This is a genomic window from Pseudomonas syringae group sp. 247E2 (assembly GCF_032587795.1).
GTDB lineage: Bacteria > Pseudomonadota > Gammaproteobacteria > Pseudomonadales > Pseudomonadaceae > Aquipseudomonas > Aquipseudomonas amygdali.
Window position 1 is genome coordinate 741,461 of record NZ_JAWHPK010000008.1, and the last position, 21,222, is coordinate 762,682.

Genomic DNA, 21,222 nt, shown 5'->3' on the forward strand with positions numbered 1-21,222 from the left:
CGGGGCGGGTTTACGGCCTGTTGGCGTATCAGGCCTGAGGTTGCCAGCCGCCACCCAGTGCCTTGTAAATGGCCACGATGCCACGGTACAGCTCGATTTCTGCCTGTGCCTGAGAGTCTTCAGCGGCCAGACGCTCGCGCTCGGCATCCAGCAGGACCAGGAAGTCCGCTGTGCCTTCGCGGTACTGCACTGAAGCCAGCCTGGCTGCGGAGCGACTCGCATCGCTTTGGCGCATCAGCGAGACCAGCCGTTGCTGGCGTTTGTCATAATCGCTGAAAGCGTTCTCCGACTCTTCCAGGGCCAGCAATACCTGCTGCTCATAGTTGGCCAGCGCGCCCTCGGCATCGGCATCGGCGCTGCGAATCTGCGCCCGGACGCTGCCCAGATCGAAAGCCGCCCAGGTGATGCTGGGGCCGAGTGACCAGGCTTTGGCCGCTGACGAACCGATCTGCGACCCGCGGCCAGCGGTAAAGCCCAGGAAGCCGCTCAGACTGACCCGCGGAAACAGGTCGGCGGTCGCCACGCCGATGCGTGCGGTCGAGGCGGCCAGTTGGCGTTCGGCGGCGCGGATGTCGGGCCGATTGCGCAGCACCTGCGTTGGATCGCCAATCGGCAGAGCCTTGGCGATAGCAGGCAGTTTGCTCGGGCTCAGGTCGACGCTGAGGTTTTCCGGGCGCTCGCCCAGCAACGTGGCGATACGATTGCGTTGGCGAACCTGTTCGGCTTGCAACTGCGGCACGGTCGCTTCAACGGCTGCCAGTCGTGCCTCGGCACGCACCACGTCCAGTTCATTACCCACGCCGGCATCACGCAACTGGGTGGTCACGTCCTGAGAGCTCTGCTGGTTTTTCAGGTTGTCGCGGGCAATGGCTTCACGCAGCTGTGCGCCGCGTAGCTGTCCGTAGGCGTCGACCACCTCGGCAATCAGAGTCACCTGAAGCTGATACAGGTTGGCTTCGGCGGCTTCCTGATCGGCATCGCTGGCTTCCAGTTGGCGCTGAATACGTCCGAACAGGTCGACCTCCCAGGCCATATCCAGGCCAAGGTCATACCGCTCGCTATTGACGCGCCGCTCGGTAACACCAGGTTGCTGACCCTTGCCCAGGTCACTGCTGGCCCGGCTGGTGATCACCGGCATGGCGTCGTTGGCAACGTCATCGCGAATCGCCCGTGCGGCTTTCAGGCGGGCAAAGGCAACACGCAGATCGCGGTTGCCGTCCAGCGACCTGGCTACCAGTTTATTGAGGGTAGGGTCCTCAAACTGCTGCCACCAGACGGTGTCCACTTTGCTACGGTCATAGTTGCCCTGGGCTGCGGACGCCAGTTGTGCTGGCGCCGTAACCGGTGCCTTGTAGTCCGGGCCGACGGCGCAGGCCGCCAGCGCCATGACCAGCAGGCTCGGGAGGAAAAGTTTGAACGCGCTCATCAATGCATCTCCGCAGGCAGGTTTTGCAGTCTTTGTGCCCTGGCGGCCTTGCGGGCCTCCTGGCGTTCGACGTAATTACGGATAAGCACGTAGAATACCGGCGTCAGCAGCAGGCCGAAGAACGTGACCCCCAGCATCCCGGAGAACACGGCGACCCCCATGGCATGGCGCATTTCCGCACCTGCACCGCTGGAAAGCACCAGTGGTACCACGCCCATGATGAACGCGAAGGACGTCATCAGAATCGGACGCAGGCGCAGTCGGCATGCCTCCAGCACTGCATCCAGCGGGCTCATTCCCTCGGCCTGTTTGTCCTTGGCGAACTCGACGATCAGAATCGCGTTCTTGCACGCCAGGCCCACCAGTACGATCAGCCCGATCTGGGTGAAGATGTTGTTATCGCTACCGGCAATCATCACCCCGGCAATCGCCGAAAGCAGGGTCATTGGTACGATCAGGATCACCGCCAGTGGCAGGCTCCAGCTTTCGTACTGAGCCGCCAGTACCAAAAATGCCAGCAGAACACACAGCGGGAAGACGAACAGCGCCGTGTTGCCTGAAAGAATCTGTTGGTACGTAAGGTCAGTCCACTCGTAAACCATGCCGTTGGGCAGCTCTTCACGCAGCAGTTTCTCGACCGCCGCCTGCGCCTGACCAGAGCTGAAGCCCGGACCGGCAGCACCGTTGATTTCTGCCGTGATGAAGCCGTTGTAGTGCATTACGCGGTCGGGACCTGCGGTGTCACTGACTTTGACGAAGGTTGCCAGCGGGATCATTTCTCCCAGATTGTTGCGCACCTTAAGCTGACCGATCTGGTCGGCATCCTGACGGAACTGCTGCTCTGCCTGGACATTGACCTGATACGTGCGGCCAAAACGGTTGAAGTCGTTGGCATACAGCGAGCCCAGATAAACCTGCAGGGTGTCAAAGATGTCGCTGACCGCAACGCCATGCGTCTTGGCCTTCTCGCGGTCGATGGCGGCATCAACCTGCGGCACGTTCACGGTATAGCTGGTGAACAACCCGGCCAGTTCCGGCACGCTGCGGCTCTTGGCAATGATGTTCTGGGTTTCCTTGTACAGCTCGTCGTAACCCAGGTTGCCACGGTCCTCTATCTGCAGGCGGAAACCGCCGATGGTGCCCAGCCCCTGTACCGGAGGTGGCGGGAAGATCGCCATGTACGCTTCCTGGATCGACGCGAACTGGCCGTTCAGGGCGCCGGCAATGGCGTTGGCCGACAGGCTGGGGTCCTTGCGCTCCTCAAACGGTTTGAGGGCGACGAATACCACACCGTTGTTCGGGCTGTTGGTGAAGCCGTTGATCGACAGGCCGGGGAAGGCAATCGCGTTTTCCACGCCCGGCTGTTTAAGTGCCAGCTCGGACATGCGCTTGATGACGTCTTCGGTACGGTCGAGGCTGGCAGCGTCCGGCAGTTGGGCGAATGCCACCAGGTACTGCTTGTCCTGGCTGGGTACAAAACCGGTCGGCGTGCTGGCGAAACCCAGCCAGGTCAGGACCATCAGGCCTGCATACACCAACAGCGCGATACCACTGCTGCGAATAACCCGGGCGACGGTGCCGACGTAGCCATGGCTGGCTTTTTCGAAGAAACGGTTGAACGGGCGGAACAGCCAGCCGCCAAGGATTCTGTCGAGGAAACGCGAGAAACGATCCTTGGGCGCATCGTGGCCTTTGAGCAGTACCGCGGCCAGCGCAGGCGACAGGGTCAGCGAGTTGAAGGCCGAAATCACTGTCGAGATGGCGATGGTCAGTGCGAACTGCTTGTAGAACTGTCCGGTCAGGCCGGAAATGAACGCTGCCGGTACGAATACCGCGCACAGCACCAGCGCGGTGGCGATGATCGGTCCGGTCACTTCGGCCATCGCCTTGTGCGTGGCCTGAACCGGTTCAAGCCCCAGCTCGATGTTTCGTTCGACGTTCTCCACCACCACGATGGCGTCGTCCACCACGATGCCGATTGCCAGCACCAGCCCGAACAATGACAGCGCGTTCAGAGAGAAGCCGAACATGTGCATGACTGCAAAGGTGCCGATCAGCGACACCGGTACGGCCACCAGCGGGATGATCGAAGCGCGCCAGGTCTGCAGGAACAGGATCACCACCAGCACGACCAGAATCAGTGCTTCAAACAGGGTGTGAATCACCGCCTCGATGGAGCCGCGCACGAAGATCGTCGGGTCATAGACGATGCTGTAGTCCATGCCTTCCGGGAAGCTCTTTTTCAGCTCGGCCATTCTGGCCCGTACATCGTTGGAGATGTCGATGGCGTTGGAGCCGGGCCGCTGGAAAATAGGGATGGCCACGGCAGGCTGATTGTTCAGCAGCGAGCGCAGCGCATACTGGCTGGAGCCCAGCTCGATGCGCGCAACGTCTTTCAGGCGAGTGATTTCACCATCAGCGCCTGCACGAACCACAACGTTCTCGAACTCCTCCTCGGTGACCAGACGGCCCTGGGTGTTGATCGACATCTGAAAACTGGTGGCATTCGGCGAGGGCGGGGAGCCCAGCTGACCTGCTGCAACCTGACGGTTCTGCTCGCGAATCGCATTGACCACATCGGTGGCGGTCAGGTTGCGTGAGGCCGTCTTGTTCGGGTCCAGCCAGACCCGCAGCGAATAGTCGCCCATACCAAACAGTTGCACGTCACCGACACCACCCAGTCGCGCGAGCTCATCCTTGATGTTGAGCACGGCGTAGTTGGACAGGTACAGCATGTCGTAGCGCTGATCCGGCGAGGTCAAGTGCACAACCATGGTCAGGTCGGGGGAGGCCTTGTCCACGGTAATGCCGATGCGCGTCACTTCTTCCGGCAGCTTGGGCTCGGTACGCGTCACACGGTTCTGCACCTGCACCTGCGCGTTGTCCAGTTCAGTGCCCAGCGCAAAGGTGATGGTCAGGGTCAGCTTGCCGTCGGCAGTGGCCTGGGACGACATATAGAGCATGCCCTCCACACCGGTGATGGCCTGTTCCAGAGGAGAGGCTACGGTTTCGCCGATCACCTTGGGGTTGGCGCCGGGAAAGTTGGCGCGCACGACTACCGTGGGCGGCACTACTTCCGGGTATTCACTGATCGGCAGCTGGAACAGTGAGATAGCACCGGCGATCAGGATCAGCAGCGACAGCACTGCGGCAAAGATCGGCCGGGAAATAAAGAATTTGGAGAAGTTCATCGGACAAGTCCCTTAGCCGCGCGGTGCAGTGGCGCTGGCGATTTTGACGGCCGCTTTGGGCGCCACTTGTGGCAGGTTGCTGGCTTCAAGAGCCTGGCGTTGTTTGAGCAATGCTGCGAGGGTGTCGGCGCTGGCCATCGGTGTCACTTCAGGGTCTACAGGCTGGCCCGGACGCACGCGCTGCAAGCCTTTGACGACGATGGTGTCGTCCTTGCCCAGACCGTTGCGCACAATGCGCAGGCCTTCGATTTTCGGGCCCAGCTCGACAGCTCTGTAGGCAGGCTTGTTGTCCTTGTCCATGACCAGCACAAACTTCTTGCCCAGGTCGGTGCCCACCGCTTCGTCATTGATCAGCACCGCCGAGTAAGTGCCGCTGCCCACCAGTTTCAGACGGGCATACAGGCCGGGGGTGAAATCACCGTCGGCGTTATCGAACACCGCACGACCGCGAATGGTGCCGGTCCTGGGGTTGACCTGGTTGTCGACAAAGTTCATCTGGCCCAGGTGCGGGTTACCGGTTTCGTTGGACAGGCCCAGGTACACCGGAGTGGTCTGGCCGCGCTGGCCTTTGCGGGCCAGCTCGGTGTACTTGAGGAACACGCGTTCGTCAGCGTCGAAGTAGGCGTAGACCTTGTCGGTGGAGACCACGCTGGTCAGCGCGGTGACATCTGCGGTCACAATGTTGCCAGCGGTGATCTCTGCACGGCTGACACGACCTGTAATCGGTGCAGTAACACGGGTAAAACTGAGGTTCAGTCGAGCCAGATCCAGCTGCGCCTGAATGGCCGCGACACCGGCCTTGGCTTCCTGCGCCGAGGTGGTGCGCGAGTCGGCCAGCTCGGCGGAAATCGCGTTGTTGGTACGCAGACGCTCGCCGCGCTGGGCTTCATTGTCGCTGCGCAGTGCAACGGCACGGGCCTGCTGCAGCTGTGCCTCAAGACGACGAACTTCGGACTGGAACGGGCGCGGGTCGATCTGGAAAAGAAGGTCGCCTTTCTTGACCAGCGAACCGTCGGTGAACGCTACCTGATCGATCTGACCAGACACCCTTGGGCGAACCTCGACGGTTTCCGGCGCTTCAAGACGACCTGTGAATTCATCCCATTCGTTGATCGGCTGCTCCAGCACCTTGGCCACGCTGACCTTGGCTGCGCCAGGCGCACTGGTGGCTTCCGGCGCGCGGCCGCAAGCACTGATAACGATAAGGGCGAGGGCGGTGAGGGGGTAGCGCAGATGGCTGAGTGTCTGGTGCATGGGAAGTTCCGCCGATAGTAAGGAATGGGCGGATTCTGTTGCGCACAGGGTGTTATTAACGAATCGAATAAACCGAAGGTTACTATCACTGGCAATGATGAGTACCCATAGGTCTTCGAAAACCTGCCTCCGAGTGACCCGCAAGGTGAATGGTGGCCAGGAATTCGGGGCTGAGAATGCTCCCCTTATGGCGAGCCAAAAAGCTCATGTCATATTGCTATCTCTTCGATCAATCTTTGCAATCGCCGCCGCTATCAAGTTGTCCAGCGAACAGTCGATCCTTGAGTATTACGATAAATCCCGAGGAAAAATTTGATGAAGTCGACATGGCTGGACAATTTGAAGGTCAGCAAAAAGCTGAGTATAGGCTTCGGTCTGATACTACTGGGTGTGCTGACGGTCACCGCGATCGGCTACCTCAGCACCAACCTGCTGATCGAACGGCTGGGCAAGGCAGCCAAAGTTTCTGAAGTAAAGGCCGATGCGCTAAGCCTCAGGATCGCTGCGCAGGCCTATACTGCCAAGCCTGACGCGAGCAATTCGCAGGGCTACACGGTCGCTCTGGACAACCTGGGCAAGACCATCGAGGACGGCCTGAAGCTTCTGACTGTTCCGGCCAATGCCGATATTCTCAGAGGTATTCGTGATCAGGTGGGTGGCTTGAGACAAACGTTCAGCCAGTTGGTCGATAATAATCGGCAAATTGATCAGGCCATGCAGCCGTTGATCACCATTTCCGAGCAGGTGAGCGGAAGCTTCGAGACACTCCTGCAAAAGACCTTCGACGACGTTTCCCGCTCGCTGGATCAAAGCGGTATCGACCAGGTAAAGATTGCCGGCGACCTGCGCAATGGCATGACCAGTTTTCGCCTGGTGTTTCGCCGTTATATCAGTATCCCGACCGCTGAAAACAGGCAGATCACCTTCGATGCTGCCGACTCACTGATCGCTCAGGTGAGCAGTGCGCGCAACCAATTGCCGAACAAGGCCGGCCCGGCAGTGGATGAGGCGCTCAGGGCACTGCAACAGTACAAATCGTTGATGGTCTCCATCTCGCAGTTGATGCAACAGAGCGATCAGATTCGCGACAGCCTTCGCCAGCAGTCAATGGACATCGTCACCAGTACCGAAAAGCTGATGGCGGGCCAGGTAGTCAGTGCCAATAAAGAAAAAGACAGTGCGGTCACCCAGTTGCTCACGGTGGCGGTGATCGTATTGCTGCTGGGCATATTCGCGGCGATTCTGATTACCCGTCAGATTACTCGTCCGCTCGATTCCACGGTGATCGCTGCGCGTCGAATTGCCGACGGCGATCTGACCAATGACCTCAGCACCACTCGCCAGGATGAGCTGGGCCTGCTGCAAAACACCATGCACCAGATGACCGTATCGTTGCGCACCCTGATTGGCGGTATCAGTAATGGTGTGACACAGATCGCCACGGCGGCCGAGGAGCTTTCAGCCGTCAGCGAACAGACCAGCGCGGGCGTCACTCAGCAGAAACTGGAAGTCGATCAGGTAGCGACCGCCATGAACCAGATGGCGTCCACCGTTCAGGAAGTGGCGCAGAACACTGAAGATGCATCGCAGGCCGCCAGACAGGCCAGTGATCGTGCTGCTCATGGCAGCAGCGTGGTGCAACACGCCACGCGTGAAATCAGCCAGCTTGCCGGTGAAGTGGGGCAACTGGGCGAGGCCATGCAGCGCCTGATACAGGACAGTGACAAGATTGGCGGTGTAATCGATGTGATCAAGGCGGTCGCAGAACAAACCAACCTATTGGCCCTCAACGCGGCGATCGAAGCCGCACGTGCGGGTGAGCAGGGGCGCGGCTTTGCCGTGGTGGCCGATGAGGTGCGCTCGCTGGCTCAGCGTACACAGTCATCCACGACTGAAATCGAGGCGCTGATAAAGTCCTTGCAGGATGGCACCGGCGCGGCATCGGAGCTGATGAATGCCAGCCGTCAACGTACCGAAGGCACAGTGGCGCTGGCGCGGCAGGCCGAAGAATCGCTGCTTGAAATCACTCATTCGATTGGGACCATCGAACAGATGAGCCAACAGATTTCTGCTGCCGCTGAAGAGCAGAGCGCCGTCACCGACGAAATCAATCGCAGTGTCATCAGCGTACGGGACATCGCCGATCAGTCGGCCACGGCCACCGAACAAAGCGCGGCGTCTACCGTGGAACTGGCGCGCCTGGGCAGCAACCTGCAAGGCATGGTTGCGCGCTTCCGGATCTGATTGCAGCCACTTTCAAAAAGTCGCGAGGCCCAAAAGTCTCACCCTGCAAAAAGAGCAGCGCTGGCAATCAGCGCTGCTCCACCAACTGCAAAAACCTTCGGGTTCGCTCGTTTTGCGGATTCAGCAGAATTTCGCCCGGGGTGCCGTCTGCCACGATGCGGCCGCCCTCCATGAACAGCACTCGGTCAGCGATGTCCTGAGCGAATTTCATCTCGTGGGTAACCAGTAACATGGTCATCTGAAATTCGTGGGCAATCGAGCGAATCACCGACAGCACCTCGCCGACCAGCTCCGGGTCGAGCGCCGAGGTAACTTCATCGAACAACATGACCTGCGGGCGCATGGCCAGCGCTCTGGCAATCGCTACACGTTGTTGCTGACCACCGGAAAGCTGGCTCGGATAGGCATCGGCCTTGTGTGCAAGCCCGACCAGCCCCAGGTATTGATGCGCGCGTTCAAGGGCCTCTTCGCGAGGTAGCCTGAGTACCCGTAACGGCGCTTCGGTGACATTTTCCTGCACGGTGAGGTGCGGGAACAGGTTGAACTGCTGGAACACCATGCCAACCCGATGCTCTACCGGGGCTCTGCGTGAGCCAGGCCATTGCCATTGGACCTTGCGCGCCGGCACGGTTTTGCCAGCGACCTCAATACTGCCTTGCTGGTAGGTTTCCAGGCCCTTGATGAGGCGCAGTACGGTTGATTTTCCCGAGCCGCTGGGACCGATCAACGCGACTTTCTGGCCTTGAGGAATGCTCAGGTCGAGGTGATCGATGATCCGGTTGCGGCCGAAGTCCTTGACCACGTGTTTCAGCTGTATCTGCGCAGTGGTGACGGGTGGGATTGCGGTGTGTGCGAGATCAGACATGGCTACGCCTTTCCAGGTATTTGAACAGCAACGAGGTCGGCACACTGATCGCCAGAAACATCAGCGCCATCACTGTGTACGGTTCGTTGTAACGGTAGGTCATGCCGGCGACCTGCTTGGCAGCCTGAAACAGTTCAGGGATGGTGATCACCGCCAGCAGCGGCGTTTCCTTGAACATGCCGATCAGGTAATTGCCGAGCACCGGCAGCATGGGTTTCAACGCCTGCGGCAGGATGATGCGCCGCCAGGCGTCGCCACGATTGAAGTCAAGGGCGCGTGCGGCTTCCCACTGTCCGGCCGGGATGTCGTCAATGGCACCGCGATACGCTTCGGCAATATAGGCCGCGTAATAGCAGCCAAGACCTATCACACCGGTGGTTATTGCCGGGAAGGTGATGCCCGCCAGCGGCAGCGCGAAGAACAGCACATACAACTGGACCATCAACGGCGTATTACGGAAAAAGCTCAGGTAGCCTTTGCTCAGGCGATGCACGATGGTTATCTGCGAGCGCAATGTCAGGGCCAGGATCAGACCGAGCAACACTGCGAGCAGGAACCCCAGCACCACGACCTGCACGGTCACCAGCAGGCCTTGAAACAGCTCCGGCAGGATCGACCAGGCGAATGCGCTATCAAACTCCATCGTTCATCCCCTGGTCGTACGCCACGCGGTGGCGTGCTGCTCATAGCGCCGGACCAGCCAGCTCAGTGGCCAGGCCATCACGAAGTAGCAGACCAGCACGATGCTCCAGATCAGCGTTTGCTGGCCCAACGTGGTTATCAATTGACTGCCGGTAAAGGTCAGGTCGGTGAGGGTAATGAGGGAAACCAGCGAGGTGGTTTTCAGCAGCTCGACCAATTGGTTGCCCATCGGCGGGATCATGAAGGGCAGGGCCTGCGGCAGAATAATTCGCCGAAACGCGCTTATCGGCCCAAAGTCCAGCGCACGCACAGCATCACGTTGGCCCTGGCTGACGTTGATCAGTGCCGAGCGAATTATTTCCGCGCCATACGCCGAAAACGTCAGGCCCAGCCCCAGCACACCCGTGGTCATGGGTGACAGGCGAATGCCGAACAGCGGCAGGATGAAGAACAGATAAAACAGCAGCACCAATGCCGAGATGCCACGCAGCACTTCGACATACACCGTGGCGAACCAGCGTAACGCCCTGAATGGCGACAGGCGCATCAGGGCGATTACAAACGACAGCACCAGCACCAGCAGTTCGGCAAGCAAGGTGATCTGCAGGGTGATCCAGGCGCCGTGGGCCAGTTGTCTGGCGATGAAGCCGGCGGTTTCCAGTATTGCAGCATCAACAGGCATGGCCGTACTCGTGTGGGTCAGGGCCGTTGACTGCACGCCCTTGCGGGGCGAGGCAGGTCATGGGTTGCAGCGTTGGGCTGCGGTGATGGCCGGGTCAGCCAGCTCGTTTTCGGTGTAGCCGTATTTCTGCAGGATTTTCAGCAACTCGCCCGACGCCCGGAGTTTGGCCAGTTGCTCGTTGAAAGCTTTTTCAAAGGCCGGGTCATTCTTGGCAGACCATAGGCGTGGTAATTCCAGCCCGGCTTGCCATTGGCGTCCGGGATCTGCTCGAAAGGCAAGGCGCGCTCGATGTCCGGGCTGTTGGCCTTCTTGATCAGGCTGATGACTTCGGCATCCGGGAAATACACCACGTCAACACGACCCGCCTGCAAAGCCGCCAATGCCTCGGTGTCCTTGTCAAACAACACCACGTTGCTGTTGGCGATACCGCTGTCCTTGGCTTCCTGAACCTGATTGCTGCCAGGTTGCGTGGCCAGCCGCGCCTTGCCGTTACTGGCAACGTCCTTGAGGCTGTGCAGGTTCAGCGGGTTGCCGGTTTTGACAATGAACGCACCGCCGGATCGCGTCACCGGATTGGAGAACGAGATCACCTTGCAACGATTCGGGTTGATGAACAGGCCTGCACCGATCAGATCGAAACGACCTGCCGCCAGACCCGGCACCAGCGAACCGAAATCGGTGATAGGCGTCTCGATCTGCTTGATACCCAGCGGTTCGAGAATCGCACGCAGTATCTCTACGTTGGCCCCGGTCGCTTTGCCATCGGTGCCGATGTAGGCATAGGGCTGTTCGTTGGCAATGCCTGCGGTCAGACCGTCGCTGCGACCTTTTTCCAACAGCCCGGCCAGGGCGGGAAACGAAATGACGGCATTCAGCAACAGCGCTGAACCCATCAGGGCTGGGAACGACAGGGGGTTGATGCCTTTCATTAAAAGTGCTCGAAAGAATAGAAAGAGGGTAAGCGAATGTAGCGGCAGTAAACCTGCGCATGCGGTCCGTTCTAACGCACTGCACGTTTTGCATAAGGCAGCACCTTATAGCTATTAAAAAATAAATCTAAATATCAATAACGAATATGCATATACGTTATTCGCTGCGTTGTCAGGCCTGAAAAACGCACCAGGCGAATCCATCTATTTATATGCTTATTGGTTATTTATAACTTGCTGATTAGTCCATTAGGCTCTGTAGCACTGTGCTTACAGTGGGGTATATCTCGCATCACTTCGGCGTGAATTGACCCTGTTTCTGTCTGTTTTTTTTCTTGTGTCGAGATGCCCATGAAAGCACCACTAATTGTTCGTGAAGAAGCGTGGGTCAGCGTTAGCGGCCTGAATAAGTCGTTTGCTTCAAGCCGTGTATTGCAAGACATCGATCTGAGTCTTTTTCCGGGTGAGGTGGTGGCCTTGCTCGGTGCCAATGGCGCAGGTAAATCCACGTTGGTGAAAATCCTTGCCGGTAGCCATCGCCATGATACTGGCGAGTTGCTGGTCGGGGGCAGGGCGACACGTTTTGCCTCACCGCTGGAGGCGCGTCAGGCCGGTATCGTCGCCGTGCATCAACACGTTGAGCAAGCGCTGGTGCAGGGGTTCAGCGTGGCCGAGAACCTGCTGCTCGACGAATTGTGCCAGCAGGACGCACCATTCTGGAGTCAACGCCAGCGCCTGCACCAGCGGGCTGCGCAGATCGCCGCACCGCTGCAACTGAGCCTGCCGCTCGATGCGCCGATCGAAAGCCTGGGGACTGCGCAACAGCAATTGGTGGTGTTGGCGCGCGCGCTGGCGTTGCAGCCAAGGCTGCTGGTGCTGGATGAACCGACCGCATCGTTATCGACTACCGAGGCGCAGCGCCTGTTTGAATTGATCGATACATTGCGCGCCCAAGGCGTGTGCATTCTGTACATTTCTCATCGTTTGTCCGACCTTCAGCGCATTGCTGATCGGGCCATTGTGCTGCGTGACGGACGCGTCAGCGGCGAGTTTGCTGCGCCGCTGGACCTTGCCGCTGCGGTGCGGGCCATGCTCGGCAGCGAGCTGGCAGCGGTGGCGCATCAGCGTAGCGAAAGTGGTCGTGAAGTCCTGAAGGTGCGGGGCTGCCGGCTCGATGCGTACAGTGAGCGCTTTGACCTCAGCCTGCACGAAGGTGAAGTGGTGGCCATGATCGGTCTACTGGGTGCGGGCAAAAGCGAGATTGCCGAACTGTTCTATGGCTTGCGCAAACCACTGGCTGGAAGCCTGGAGCTGGACGGGCAGCCGTGGGCACCGCAATCACCGCGTCAGGCCATTGCCGGTGGGGTATTCATGGCCAGTGAAGACCGCGCGCGAGGTTCGCTGGTGCCAGGCTTTTCGCTGGCCAGAACCCTGACGCTGCCATTTCTGTCGCGTTTCAGTCGGGGCGGGTTCATCCGCCAGGGCAAGGAGCGCGAGGCGGTGCAGGACCAGGTGCAGTCCCTGGGGATCAAGTGCGCTGGCGTCGATGTGCCGATGGAAACCCTTTCCGGTGGCAATCAGCAGAAGGTCGTGCTGGCGCGCTGGCTGTTAGGCAACGGCCGTCTAATGATTCTCGACGAACCCTTCCAAGGCGTGGATATCCGCGCCCGCCGCGAAATCGGTACACGCATCCGCGCCAGTGCCTCACAGCGCGCGACGCTGGTGATTTGCACCGACCCCGACGAGGCACTGGAAATAGCCGATCGCATTCTGGTGGTCCGCGACGGCTGTGTGGTCGCCGAATACCCGCGCGCCGGCCTGCACCGCGACGAACTGCTTGCGCAACTGGCGGGCGTTACGCCGCAGCCTGCCGCCCGGCCTTTACTGCCTCAAGGAGCCACTCTTGTCTGATTCCTTTCCTTCCATAGCCCGGAAACCGCCTCGTGACGACGCCATTCTGCGCTTCATCGTCCATTACGGCTTGCTGTTGGTGCTGGCGCTGGTCCTGCTGCTGTTTTCCATCGTCGAGCCAGCGTTTCTGCGGGTTGGCAACCTGTTCATCATCCTTCAGTCGGTATCCATCGTGGCGCTGCTGGCACTGGGTGTGACGCTGAGCATGTCGGTCGGCGGGCTTGATCTTTCGATCGGTGCGGTGGCCGCCATGAGTGTGATGTGCGCCAGCTACGTGATGGTGGTACTCGATTGGGGGCCGCTGCCGGCCATTTTCATCAGCCTGGCTTGTGGTGCGCTGGTGGGCCTGTTCAATGGCTTTTTGATCGTGCGTATGGGCATACCGGACATTCTGGCCACGCTGGGCAGCATGTTCCTGATCATCGGCGTGCAGCTGATTCCCACCGGCGGACGTTCAATTGCGGTAGGCATGACCTTGCCTGATGGCGATGAAGCCAGCGGCAGTTTCAGCGCTGGATTTCTCGCGCTGGGCCGCGCCAGGCTGTGGGATACCGTGCCGGTTCCGGTGCTGATCATGGCCGTCATGGCGCTGCTGGTCTGGGGGTTTCTGGAACTGACCCGCTTTGGCCGGGTGTTCTACGCCATCGGTGGCAACGAACGCGCGGCGCGTCTGGCCGGGGCCCCGGTGGAAAAATACAAGCTGCTGGCCTACGTGCTGTCGGCCTTGCTTGCGTCGCTGGGCGGCCTGTTATTGGCAGCGCGATTGGGGCGTGGCGATGTGAGTTCCGGCAACGGTCTGGTGCTCGACGCACTGGGCGCGGCACTGATCGGTTTCGCGGTGCTCGGGGCTCGCAAGCCCAATGCGTTCGGCACCCTCATAGGTGCGCTTCTGGTCGCCACGCTGCTCAACGGCCTGACCATGCTCAATGCCCCTTATTACACCCAGGATTTCGTCAAGGGCGCGGTGCTGGTCCTCGCTCTGATGTTCACGTTCGGCCTCGCGCAACGGGCGCGCTGAGCTTTTTCGGAAAAGGAATACACGATGTACGGAATCATCCACGGCGGCCTACGCCGACTGTTTGCTGCGGCACTGGTTTTTACATTGGCTGGCGGCGCCCATGCGGCCGGGATTGCCGGTGCGCCAGCGCCGTTCGACAAGGGCGGTGTGAACATCGCGTTGGTGGGTTACATGTTTTCCGGCGACTTTCCGGAAGCGTACCTGCGCGGCGTGCAAAAACAGTCTGCAGCGTTAGGCATCAATCTGCGCCTGTTCGATGCACGGCAGCAGGCCGCCACCCAGCGGGAAATGCTCGAACAGGCCATCGACCTCGGTGTGGATGGCATAATTATTCAGCTGGGCCTCGCAGAAACCCTCAAGGACACCGTGGCCAAGGCCGTTGCCAAGGGTATCAAAGTGGTTGCCTTCGACGTTGATCTGGGTAACCCGCAAGTGACGCAGGTCGAGCAGGATCACCACGAGCTCGCGCGTCTGGCCCTTGGGCAGGCATTGAAGGACAACGGCAACGCGTTCCAGGCGGGCTATGTGTTCATTGGCGGCTTTACCCCGATGGAGCGCCGCGACGATATCTGGCGTGAGGTCAAGGCAGCCAACCCCGGCATCGTCGAGAAGGCTCGCTTCGGGACGCTCAACCCGCCGATTGCCAACTCTGTAGCGGATCAGGCAAGTGCCGTCCTGCGCGCCAATCCGGGGCTACAAGTGATTTTCGCGCCGTTCGACGAGTTTGCCAAAGGGGCGAAGATTGCCGTCGACGAAGCGGGCCTTGGCAAGCAGATCAAAATCTACAGTGCAGATATTTCGACTTCCGATATCCAGATCATGAAGGAGCCTGACAGCGCTTGGGTGGCGACGGCCGCCGTCAACCCTGAAGTGATTGGCGCAATCAGTGTGCGCAGCCTGGCGATGCGCATTGCCGGTGAAGATCCGGGCAGCCGCGTGCAGGTGCCGCCAGCGCTGATAACCCGTCAACAGTTGCTTGATCTTGATGTAAAGAACGTGCGTGATCTTGCGCAGAAACTACCGGCATTCGCGGACGCCAAGGATGTTGCCAATGCACCGTGGATTCCGCTCGCCAAATAATTGCGCGCTGTCACTTCGCAAGCCTGAATCAATAGTTGTTCAGCCAGCGCAAGGAGTGGAAAGAAAGTTCGAACATTGTTGACCTTCCAACAGTTGCTGTTGGCGGAGCACCAGTGGGTTTGCCGATATAAACATATAACTACAGCAGGGTCTCTTGCTGGCTTTAATGCCAGCACGGACCGGTGTTGCCTGCGATTTAAAGGAGCGCTGTATGTATTATCGTTCACGTTCATTACTGGCCGCCGCTGTAGTGTCGGCATTGACGCAACTTTCTGCGCAGGCAGAGGAAACTTCCGACAGTGCCGATGACACGCGTCTGGGGGCGGTAACGGTCACCGGAACCCGTGGCAAAGCGCGCACGGTACTGGACTCGCCGGTCCCGGTGGACGTGCTGACCGCCGGTGACTTGAAGTCTGCCGGTGCCAGCAATGGCGAGCTTGGTCAGGCGTTGCAGACCTTGCTGCCATCTTTCAGCTTTCCCCGTCAGTCCAACTCCGGAGGCGCCGACCATGTGCGTGCGGCGCAACTGCGCGGCATGAGCCCGGATCAAGTGCTGGTGCTGGTCAATGGCAAGCGTCGTCACACCTCGGCCCTGGTCAATGATTCGTCGAAGATCGGCCGTGGCACCGCGCCGGTGGATTTCAACTCAATCCCGATCAGTGCGATCAAGCGCATTGAAGTGCTGCGCGACGGCGCCGGTGCACAGTATGGTTCTGACGCGATTGCCGGGGTCATCAACATCATCCTCGACGACGCCCCGCAAGGCGGCGAAGTCTCCTCCACCTATGGCGCCTACCACACCCGGCAGAAGGCTATCGGCAAAACCACTACCGATGGCCAGAACAGCCTGACCACGGCGAAGATCGGTACACGGCTGGGTGAAGAGGGCGGGTTCATCCGTGGTGGTACTGAATACAAGGACCGGAACCCGACCAACCGCGCCGGTTTCGACGGCTTTGCCGACACTCCGGGGCAGCGCAACTATGTGATGGGCGACGGTGTAGCGCGCGACGTCAATCTCTGGTTCAACAGCGAAGTGCCACTGGGTAACGGCAAGGCGTATTCATTCGGTACGTACAACCAGCGGCATACCACCGGTGCCGAGTTCTATCGCTACCCTACGGATCAACCGCAGTTCTACTCCAACGGCTACCTGCCGCAATCGCTGGGCGATAACACTGACCTGTCGGCCACAGCGGGTTTCAAGGGGCTGATCGGAGAAGACTGGGATTACGACAGCAGCATCACCCACGGCCGCAACCGCTTTGAGTCCGCCACCGAACGCACCCTCAACGTTGCCCTGGGGGCGGATTCGCCTACGCGTTTTGATACCGGTGATTACGAATTGCGCCAGACCACCGCCAACCTTGATTCAAGCCGCGAGCTGCGTCTGGGTTCACGCTCCTTCGTGTTGGCGCTGGGCGGTGAATACCGTTACGAAAATTACCTGACCTACGCCGGTGATGCAGCTTCCTACTTTGGCACCGGGGCCGATGGTGCCAACGGCCTGCGCCCGAGCGAAGAGGTGGACCTGGACCGCAATGTGTTCGGCTCCTACGCCGAACTGTCCGGCGACCTGACCGACCGCCTGCTCGTCGATGCCGCCACGCGCTGGGAGCATTATGACGATGCCGGCAGCAAACTGACCTGTAAACTCAGCGGCCGTTATCGCCTGACTGAACAACTGGCGTTGCGCGGCGCCATATCCAACAATTTCCGGGCACCGTCATTGGCGCAGGTCGGTTTTCAGCACACCACCAGCAACTTCGGCACCGGCGGCACGCTGACCGATATTCGTGTGTTATCAGTCAATGATCCGATTGCCCGGGCGCTGGGTGCCGAAGACCTGAAGCCGGAAACCTCGAAAAACTTCAGCCTCGGCCTCACCGCGCAATTGAGCGAGCGCTTCGATGCGTCACTGGATGTGTTCCGCATCGACGTCAAGGATCGCATCACCTTCTCTCAGCGCATCGGCAGCGATGCGCTGGAGCAATATATCAATAACAACCTCGGGGTCGCCGGGGTCCACGATGTGAACTTCTTTACCAACGCTGCCGATACCCGCACTGACGGTGCCGAGCTGGTGCTCAACTATCACCAGCCCTGGCTCGACGGGCAACTGGGCCTGACCTCGGCCTACACCTGGAACCACACCAAAGTCACCAAGACCAAAGGCACGCCTTCGCAACTCAGTGCACTGGGCATTGGTGACGACGCACTGGTCGGTGTTGAAGAGCGCAACACATTGACCGACGCAGCACCCCGTGACCGCCTGATGTTTTCTGCCAACTGGGCCAGCCAGCACTGGGGCTTGCTCGGGCGACTGACACGACAGGGCAAGACCACCCGCGTGTTCGATTTTGGCGACTCCCAGCCAGAGCAGACGTACAACGCGGTATGGCAGCTGGACGCCGAGGTGCAGTACACATTCACGCCGACATTCGACATCGCAGTAGGCGGCAATAACCTCACGGATCGCTATCCGGAGCGTTCCAACTCACAAATCAACTATGGCGGCAATCTGCCGTACGACGTGCTGTCACCAATCGGCACCAACGGTGCGTATTACTATGCGCGGGCTACTTACGGTTTTTGAGGGTGGGGGTCATCAATCAACGGCGCTTTTGCATTCCATCCGCTTCAACACCCTGCGCCATAGCGTGCTCTCTGGCCGGGGTGCTGCTTCGGTCACCACACTCGGCATATCACGCAACCGAATCCAGGTTTCGCTGCGCCAGTGCAGCACGCTCAGCGACGTGCCCGGCCATTGCAGCTGGCTCATTCTGGGGTTGTCCAGAGTCACGTTCTGTTGATCGTGCAAAACTGTCAGCACCTCATGCGTCAGCCACTGACGCAGCGCGCGGTTCTCCGGCACGTAGTGATGAACCAGCAGCGCCAGCGTGCTGGACTCGCTGATCATCAATTGCCGCTGGCACTCGCCATTGGCCTGCAACCAGACCTCGCGACGCTAGTCTGCATCGAGCTTGAGCGTGGCGCGCTGGTCCAGCGCCTTGCCCATCAGCCGGGCAAGGTCGGCCAGACAGAACCAGGCTTGGGCGTCAGTAAAAATGGCGCGCAGCATGCGACCGTGACGCAGAAACAGAGTGGCGTCGAAATAGGCGGTGTGGGTGTTTCTGAGAGCAATATTTTGCATGGATGACACTCTTTTTTGTTTATCAAGAGCCGTCACGAATCGTCGCCAAACGAATGGGTGGCAGCTGTGTGAAGGTTGGCGAACCGGGCAAAAAGACAAACCCCCGGCAGACCCGAAGGTCTCCCGCACACAGCCGCCATAGCGCGAAAGTCAGACCGATAGAGTCGGCTGCTTTGCGATGGTGCGTATTTTGTCTTTTCTTTGGGTCGCCAAACCCAGCCGCTGATTTTGCAGCGAGCGGCGGGGAGGTTAGCGTGGTGGGGGTGGGGTGGCACGGGGGATAGTAGCTCGTCGAGCAGAACTAAAGTCTGGATGGTATGTTGGGTTGTTTGGGAGCTGCAGCGCAATGGAAAATTCTTACACGTTGAGTGAGATAATTACTACATTGCTGGTGTGAATTTCCTAATTGAGTGGGCATAAAAATCTGACGGCGCATTCTGAAAGTTAAGTGTCGAGTGATGAACTCTGTTAATGAGTGAAAAGGTCAGTGTATGTTGGGCTTTCTTAAACCTCATGTCAGGAAGTCGCCATGTCATTTGATACGTTTATGAAAGTGGAAGGTGTTGAAGGTGAATCTGTGGATGCCGAACATAAGGGGTGAATCGAGTTATTATCCTACCATTATGATGCTGTGCAATCGATCAGTCACTCTGCTAGTTCAAGCGGTGGTGCGTCCGCTGGTGGCGTGACGCTTGTAGATTTTCAGATCAGTAAATATGTAGACCGCGCAACGCCGAAGCTGTTTGAACTGTGCTGCAAAGGCTCGCACATCAAAATCGTAACGCTTCGAGTGCATCGCGCTGGCAGTGAGAAATTTAAATACCTAGATATTGTTATGGAGGAGGTTTTAATCTCTACAGTCAGTGGGCGGGGTGCAGAGCATGCGGGCTTGCCGGTAGAGTCTATCACACTGAACTATGGTCGAATAAAATTTGAATATTCTCAGCAGCGTCGCACAGACGGTGCTAGCGCGGGTATGGTTTCCGGTGGGTGGGACAGGGTCGCAAACAAGCCGTTTGCGTAAAGCGCTTATCTTCGCGAATTCCAATACAGATATTTTGTGTAGGTGAGTCAGGTATCAAGGATTTGATATGAATGATTTTTGCAGTACGAATTCCAACCATAGTCCAGCGTGGGGTATACTGGATGTCATTATTTGGAAGCTGGTGCCTGAGCGCTTTGCTGGTGGACGTGGCTATATAAAGAATTTTAAAGATGCGTGGTTAGTCCACAATAAGCATTACATTAGAGCATCGGCGGATGAGTATTCACTTCCTGTAGAGCTGTTGGCCGGGGTGTGCTGGATTGAAACAGGGGGAGATCCGAATTTTATAGATAGAGTCGCATTCGAGATAAGAAGCTTTGACCATCTGGGTACTCCGTCGAGAGTCGTGACAGTGCCGCCGGCAAAAACAAGCTTCGGATGGGTTAGCATACAGCTTCGTACTGCAGCTCGTACGCTAGGGCTTAACCCGGATGATATGAATACCGATCAGCTAAGGGGGCTGGCTAACTGCCTTGAGCGCGATGTGTACAATATCAATGTAGTCGCAAGGCATCTGCGCATGCTTGCTGACCATGATCTGTTCGATTCTATTAGAGTGGATGAAGTTAGGGTTATAGGTGCTCGCTATAACCGCGGTATGGATTTATCGCTTGAAGAAATAAAAAGAGATACTCGTTATGGCAATTTCATTGTCAATTCCTGGCAACGCTTCAGTCGGCTCGTGATATGAGTTTTATAAAAGTAAAAAAGTGCCTAACCAGATTCTTCGTGTACACCGTCTACCTCACATGCCTGCTTGCCTATGCGTTTTTCCAAGGCTCGCAGTATGACTGGTTTGAACCTGACTCCCTTGCACCGCTGCAACACTATTCATCCTTCGAGCCCATGGAACCTGGCGACAGCAATCGATCAGTTTTTCGAGGTGTGGCGGTAGCGATGGCTGTCATTTTTCAAGTGGTCATTGGCGTGTCGTTTTCTAGAAAAGAGGCAATATTAACGATCATGCTGTTTGGCGTGATTCTGGCTATGTACGCTTAGCGGCCGACATCGCTCACGTGGCAATCAAACGCCGAACCTGTGAGGCAATGACCCCTCAGGTACAGGCTATGTTCAATGGCGAATCAGCCAATCACACTCAAAAAGAAATCTCCGCAGGCTGCGACAGTCGCAACACCGACAAATCCCCCGTCACCCGTTTCCAGGCCAGGCGTATGGCTTCGATGTCTGCGCTGCGTCTGGCGGTGTTTTCATGGAGGATCACGATGACTTTGGTACTCAACCGCTCTGGCTGGACAGCGCCTTTGTCACGCCACTGGCCATAAGCGTCGAATGCGGTGAAACCATCGGGAAAGCGTGGCGTGACCTCCTTGTCGAGAAATTCGCGCCAGCGGGCCGTATTCACTTGCGGTTGCGGGTCGTCCAGCGCGCCGACGGAAAAGTACAATTCGGTACGCAGCCATTGCGCTTGCGCCGGGCGGCTGCTGTCGCCGATCAGGGTCGAACTGGCCGGGTTGGTGGTATGGATGGGCAGAGCAGAGGAGGCGGTGCAGCCGGCCAGCAGCAATAACAGGCCTGGTAACAGGAGGCGTGCAGACATCGGGTAGTCCTTGGGGCATGCAGCAGCGGTCAGAGGAAGCCTCACTATAAAAAGCTTTTTGCATGGAATAAAATAATAAAAAAAGGGTTTTTACAACCGAAAGGAATAAGCCTGTTTGTCCTAAGTAGCACTCGCCGCGTGCAGGCTATTGAAATCAAAGGCTGTTAGAATGTTTATTTCTTTTTATTGTACGTATATACCTAAAAAGAATATCCATATTGCT

Annotated in this window: 14 protein-coding genes and 4 pseudogenes; 9 read left to right on the forward strand and 9 right to left on the reverse strand. The window is 58.3% G+C overall.

The features are described from left to right. Positions 1–28: 28 nt before the first annotated feature. Genes RYC18_RS10475 through mexE form a run of 3 tightly spaced genes read right to left on the reverse strand, consistent with a single transcriptional unit; the run spans position 29 to position 5,871 of the window. A complete protein-coding gene (locus tag RYC18_RS10475) occupies positions 29–1,426 on the reverse strand; it encodes an efflux transporter outer membrane subunit (RefSeq protein WP_005780332.1) in 1,398 nt (465 codons plus the stop codon). Beyond that, a complete protein-coding gene (locus RYC18_RS10480; protein WP_005745134.1) occupies positions 1,426–4,617 on the reverse strand; it encodes an efflux RND transporter permease subunit in 3,192 nt (1,063 codons plus the stop codon). Before RYC18_RS10480 ends, RYC18_RS10475 begins: the two co-directional genes overlap by 1 nt. Before the next feature lie 12 nt (positions 4,618–4,629). Beyond that, positions 4,630–5,871, reverse strand: coding sequence for a multidrug efflux RND transporter periplasmic adaptor subunit MexE (gene mexE / locus RYC18_RS10485; protein ID WP_002553305.1), 1,242 nt, complete (start codon positions 5,869–5,871; stop codon positions 4,630–4,632). Positions 5,872–6,186: 315 nt separating this feature from the next. On the opposite strand from mexE, the pseudogene RYC18_RS26430 reads away from it, so the two are divergent. Both RYC18_RS26430 and RYC18_RS26435 read left to right on the forward strand, forming a co-directional pair. After that, positions 6,187–7,209 (forward strand): annotated as a pseudogene (locus RYC18_RS26430) (methyl-accepting chemotaxis protein); the annotation flags it as partial. 201 nt (positions 7,210–7,410) lie between these two features. Then, a complete protein-coding gene (locus tag RYC18_RS26435) occupies positions 7,411–8,115 on the forward strand; it encodes a methyl-accepting chemotaxis protein (protein WP_369812055.1) in 705 nt (234 codons plus the stop codon). Between the two features lie 67 nt (positions 8,116–8,182). Here the strand turns inward: RYC18_RS26435 and RYC18_RS10495 are convergent, their stop codons facing one another. From RYC18_RS10495 to ehuB, 4 genes and pseudogenes are all read right to left on the reverse strand, one after another. Continuing rightward, entirely contained in the window at positions 8,183–8,980 is a 798-nt protein-coding gene (locus RYC18_RS10495; RefSeq protein ID WP_117139362.1) for an amino acid ABC transporter ATP-binding protein, read from the reverse strand. Further along, positions 8,973–9,623 (reverse strand): ectoine/hydroxyectoine ABC transporter permease subunit EhuD, encoded by a 651-nt coding sequence (ehuD, locus tag RYC18_RS10500; RefSeq protein ID WP_117139361.1) that lies wholly within the window; start codon positions 9,621–9,623, stop codon positions 8,973–8,975. The genes RYC18_RS10495 and ehuD overlap by 8 nt, the downstream gene beginning before the upstream one ends. Positions 9,624–9,626: 3 nt before the next feature. Continuing rightward, complete coding sequence (gene ehuC, locus RYC18_RS10505) at positions 9,627–10,304, reverse strand: ectoine/hydroxyectoine ABC transporter permease subunit EhuC (RefSeq protein WP_117139360.1); 678 nt, start codon at positions 10,302–10,304, stop codon at positions 9,627–9,629. Between the two features lie 57 nt (positions 10,305–10,361). Continuing rightward, positions 10,362–11,233: pseudogene (gene ehuB / locus RYC18_RS10510) on the reverse strand (ectoine/hydroxyectoine ABC transporter substrate-binding protein EhuB). Between the two features lie 351 nt (positions 11,234–11,584). Between ehuB and RYC18_RS10515 the strand changes: the two are divergent. The 4 genes from RYC18_RS10515 to RYC18_RS10530 all read left to right on the forward strand — a co-directional run bounded on the left by RYC18_RS10515 (position 11,585) and on the right by RYC18_RS10530 (position 17,838). Beyond that, complete coding sequence (locus RYC18_RS10515) at positions 11,585–13,144, forward strand: sugar ABC transporter ATP-binding protein (protein WP_316885742.1); 1,560 nt, start codon at positions 11,585–11,587, stop codon at positions 13,142–13,144. A gap of 13 nt (positions 13,145–13,157) precedes the next feature. Then, positions 13,158–14,162, forward strand: a complete 1,005-nt coding sequence (locus tag RYC18_RS10520) for an ABC transporter permease (RefSeq protein WP_410478361.1) — start codon at positions 13,158–13,160, stop codon at positions 14,160–14,162. 24 nt (positions 14,163–14,186) lie between these two features. After that, positions 14,187–15,242, forward strand: a complete 1,056-nt coding sequence (locus RYC18_RS10525) for a substrate-binding domain-containing protein (RefSeq protein ID WP_316885747.1) — start codon at positions 14,187–14,189, stop codon at positions 15,240–15,242. A 211-nt stretch (positions 15,243–15,453) separates the two neighbouring features. Next, on the forward strand, positions 15,454–17,838 hold the full coding sequence (locus RYC18_RS10530; protein ID WP_316885748.1) for a TonB-dependent receptor: 2,385 nt from the start codon (positions 15,454–15,456) through the stop codon (positions 17,836–17,838). A 12-nt stretch (positions 17,839–17,850) separates the two neighbouring features. Here RYC18_RS10530 and RYC18_RS10535 read toward each other — a convergent pair. Next, positions 17,851–18,396: pseudogene (locus tag RYC18_RS10535) on the reverse strand (Bro-N domain-containing protein). A 529-nt stretch (positions 18,397–18,925) separates the two neighbouring features. Here RYC18_RS10535 and RYC18_RS10540 point away from each other — a divergent pair. From RYC18_RS10540 to RYC18_RS10550, 3 genes and pseudogenes are all read left to right on the forward strand, one after another. Then, positions 18,926–19,420, forward strand: a pseudogene (locus tag RYC18_RS10540) (Hcp family type VI secretion system effector). 67 nt (positions 19,421–19,487) lie between these two features. Further along, on the forward strand, positions 19,488–20,132 hold the full coding sequence (locus RYC18_RS10545) for a hypothetical protein (RefSeq protein WP_316885750.1): 645 nt from the start codon (positions 19,488–19,490) through the stop codon (positions 20,130–20,132). A gap of 38 nt (positions 20,133–20,170) precedes the next feature. Then, the gene (locus RYC18_RS10550; protein ID WP_316885752.1) at positions 20,171–20,440 is read left to right on the forward strand and encodes a hypothetical protein; all 270 of its coding nucleotides are present in this window, start codon (positions 20,171–20,173) and stop codon (positions 20,438–20,440) included. A gap of 97 nt (positions 20,441–20,537) precedes the next feature. On the opposite strand, the gene RYC18_RS10555 is transcribed toward RYC18_RS10550, so the two are convergent. Next, positions 20,538–20,999, reverse strand: a complete 462-nt coding sequence (locus tag RYC18_RS10555; protein WP_316885754.1) for a DUF3574 domain-containing protein — start codon at positions 20,997–20,999, stop codon at positions 20,538–20,540. Positions 21,000–21,222: the final 223 nt, after the last annotated feature.